Here is a 3398-nt window from a genome sequence, read left to right as displayed (position 1 = left end):
GCTTGCGCAAGCGTTTACGCGCTCGATCCCGCCGTACGGGACACGCCTTCCCGCACGCTGTCGTCCCTCCGCGGTCGCACACCGCACCCCGCCCCAGGGCCCGATTCCCGCCCCGGTATCGTCGCCGTGTACACCCCTTGACCAGTGGAGTTCGAGATGCCTACGCGTCCTTCCGCGAGCCGTCGTACCGTCCTTCGAGGGGCCGCCGTGGTCCCGGTCGCCGGGCTCGGCCTGGCCGCGTGCTCCGGCCCGGGGGGCAGTGGATCGGCCGCCACCCCGACCGCACCGGTGGACCTCGGCGCCGAGAGCGATGTCGCCAAGGGCGGCGCCAAGCTCTACAAGGACCACAATGTGGTGGTCAGCCGGGACAAGAGCGGCACGCTGAAGGCGTACAGCACGGTCTGCACGCACGCGGGTTGCCCGATCAACAAGCTCCAGGGCACCACCCTGATCTGCCCCTGCCACGGCAGCGAGTTCGACGCCGTGACCGGCAAGGTGGTCCAGTCGCCGGCCACCGAGCCCCTGACGGAGCTGTCGGTGAAGACGCAGAACGGCAGGATCGTCGCCGGACCGGCCGCCTGATTCACCCCTGCGCCGCCCAGCCCCAGGGTCGGATCGACCGATGGGCGGCGCGGCCTTGTTCCACCGGGGCCGGCCCCAGTTGCAGCGAGGTCAGTCCCAGGTTCAGCGGGGCCAGTCCCAGGCGATGCCCACGATGCCCGGCCGGATACGCGGCTCGACCACATGGGCGCAGTGGTGCGGCCCGGTGACGGGGAGTTCCTGCCGGGCGCTGCGCGGGGCTTCCGGCGAGTGCTGGGTGAAGCGCCGGCAGCGCACGGGCAGCGCGGCCGCGTCGAAGCGCACCTGGAGCGCGTACTGACCGCCGGGCGCGTCGAAGTGGTGCAGATACTCGTGGGCGGCCTCGGCCGCGCCGTCCTCGACGGCGTACCGGAAGAGGAAGGTGTCCCCGGCCCGTAGCCGGGTGTCGAAGAGCAGCTCGGCCACCAGCACCCCGGCGTCCTGGTCCCGGCGGACACGGCCCGTGCGGCAGTTCTCCAGGGCCCGCACCCCCCTCTCGTGCGGGGCGCAGCCGGGATCGCCCCGGTGGACGACCAGGAAGCGGTCGACGCCGTCGCGGTGGGCGCGCACGATGTGATGGGCCTCGCGGGCCACCAGCTCCCGCCCGGCGCCGATCCGGACGCACTCATGGTGGCCCAGGGTGTGCAGCCCGCTGTCGGCCGGCCGGTCCAGCTCGGCCCGGAGCCGGTCCAGCACGCCCGCGGCCTCGACCAGCGAGCGGTACGAGCGGCCCGCGGGGGTGTCGGGCTCCCCGTGCGGGTCGGACTCGGCGAGCAGCCGGATCAGGGACTCGTCCGGCAGCTGGAGGATCTCCTCCAGGGCGCGGACGGCGCGCAGCGACTCCGGGCGCTGGGGGCGACGGGCGCCCTGCTGCCAGTAACTCAGGCTGGTCACACCCACTTTGACGCCATGGCGCGAGAGATGGTGCTGAACGCGCTGGAGCGGCAGCCCGCGCGCGGCGATCGCGGCGCGCAGCGCCACGTGGAAAGGGCCGCCCCGCAGGGCCGTGTCCAGTTCCCCGGTGGGGAGATCCGCGTGCTCTAGGGCATGCCGCATGCCGTGGGGCCTTTCTGTCGGATTCACTACGGCTGGTCAGACCGTCTGCGCGGGTGTGCGGGGCCACCCCCGTGGCGTCGTGGACGCCTGTGGCTGCGCGCGCCGCGCCCCTTCCTGCGCGTGCCGGCCCCGAGTTCCCCCGCATTGAAGCGTGTTGACCAGAACCCGACAACACCTTGGGGTCGTACGCCCCGTACTACTGGCCGGACCGTGTCCCTCGGCGGCACGTCGGCATCGGCGGGCGGGGCCTCAGACGACCCCCGAAGGGCCCGCCGGAGGAGTCGTGTGGCCGGGGTTATCCACAGGCCCGACGCGGTGTCGGCGCTCGCCAGTAGGGTGTGAGACATGGCCGATCCCTCCAGCTACCGCCCCAGGCCGGGTGAGATCCCGGACACCCCCGGGGTGTACAGGTTCCGCGACGAGCACCGCCGGGTGATCTACGTCGGAAAGGCGAAAAGCCTGCGCCAGCGCCTGGCGAACTACTTCCAGGACCTGGCGAACCTGCACCCGCGCACCCGGACGATGGTGACCACCGCCGCGTCCGTGGAATGGACCGTGGTGTCCACCGAGGTCGAGGCGCTACAGCTGGAGTACTCCTGGATCAAGGAGTACGACCCCCGGTTCAACGTCAAGTACCGCGACGACAAGAGCTACCCGTATCTCGCGGTGACGATGAACGAGGAGTTCCCGCGCGTCCAGGTGATGCGCGGTCACAAGAAGAAGGGCGTGCGGTACTTCGGGCCGTACGGACACGCGTGGGCCATCCGGGACACCGTCGACCTGCTGCTGCGGGTCTTCCCGGTGCGCACCTGCTCGGCGGGCGTGTTCAAGAACGCCGCCCGCACCGGCCGCCCCTGTCTGCTCGGCTACATCGGCAAGTGCTCCGCCCCCTGCGTCGGCCGGATCAGCCCCGAGGACCACCGGGACCTGGCCGACGAGTTCTGCGACTTCATGGCCGGCCGCACCGGCACCTACCTCCGCCGCCTGGAGAAGCAGATGATGGAGGCGGCCGAGGACATGGAGTACGAACGGGCCGCCCGGCTGCGCGACGACATCGGGGCCCTGAAGAAGGCCATGGAGAAGAGCGCGGTCGTGCTCGCCGACGCGACCGACGCCGACCTCATCGCCGTCGCCGAGGACGAACTGGAGGCGGCCGTGCAGATCTTCCATGTGCGCGGCGGCCGGGTGCGCGGCCAGCGCGGCTGGGTGACCGACAAGGTCGAGGAGATCACCACCAGCGCCCTGGTCGAGCACGCCCTCCAGCAGCTGTACGGCGAGGAGACCGGGGACGCCGTGCCCAAGGAGGTGCTGGTCCCGGCGCTGCCCGAGCCGGTCGAGCCGGTCCAGGAATGGCTGACCGGCCGCCGCGGATCGAACGTGTCGTTGCGCATCCCGCAGCGCGGCGACAAGAAGGCGCTCATGGAGACCGTGCAGCGCAACGCCCAGCAGGCGCTCGCCCTGCACAAGACCAAGCGCGCCTCCGACCTCACGACCCGTTCGCGCGCCCTGGAGGAGATCGCCGACGCCCTCGACCTGGACAGCGCCCCGCTGCGCATCGAGTGCTACGACATCTCGCACCTCCAGGGGGACGACGTGGTCGCCTCCATGGTCGTCTTCGAGGACGGCCTCCAGCGCAAGGGCGAGTACCGCCGCTTCCAGATCAAGGGCTTCGCCGGCCAGGACGACGTCCGCTCCATGCACGAGGTGATCACCCGCCGCTTCAAGCGGTACCTCGCGGAGAAGGAGCGGACGTCGTCCTGGCC

3 protein-coding genes are annotated in these 3398 nt (G+C 71.5%); 2 read left to right on the top strand and 1 reads right to left on the bottom strand.

What is annotated here, in order from left to right:
* The first annotated feature begins 156 nt into the window (after window positions 1-156).
* Complete coding sequence (locus tag CCN72_RS18980) at window positions 157-582, top strand: Rieske (2Fe-2S) protein (protein ID WP_085568453.1); 426 nt, start codon at window positions 157-159, stop codon at window positions 580-582.
* 102 nt (window positions 583-684) lie between these two features.
* On the opposite strand, the gene CCN72_RS18975 is transcribed toward CCN72_RS18980, so the two are convergent.
* The gene (locus tag CCN72_RS18975) at window positions 685-1635 is read right to left on the bottom strand and encodes a hypothetical protein (RefSeq protein WP_086808554.1); all 951 of its coding nucleotides are present in this window, start codon (window positions 1633-1635) and stop codon (window positions 685-687) included.
* 345 nt (window positions 1636-1980) lie between these two features.
* Between CCN72_RS18975 and uvrC the strand changes: the two genes are divergently transcribed.
* Window positions 1981-3398 (top strand): excinuclease ABC subunit UvrC (gene uvrC, locus CCN72_RS18970; RefSeq protein ID WP_107430126.1); only part of this gene is annotated, 1418 nt, incomplete at its 3' end.

Source organism: Streptomyces murinus, from assembly GCF_002154555.1.
GTDB classification, from domain to species: domain Bacteria; phylum Actinomycetota; class Actinomycetes; order Streptomycetales; family Streptomycetaceae; genus Streptomyces; species Streptomyces murinus.
This window is presented reverse-complemented; position numbering and strand designations above follow the sequence as displayed.

Excerpts from the sequence above, each read along its gene's own strand:
- CCN72_RS18980 (WP_085568453.1), top strand. The coding sequence starts at position 157 with ATGCCTACGCGTCCTTCCGCGAGCCGTCGTACCGTCCTTCGAGGGGCC.
- CCN72_RS18975 (WP_086808554.1), bottom strand. The coding sequence starts at position 1,635 with ATGCGGCATGCCCTAGAGCACGCGGATCTCCCCACCGGGGAACTGGAC.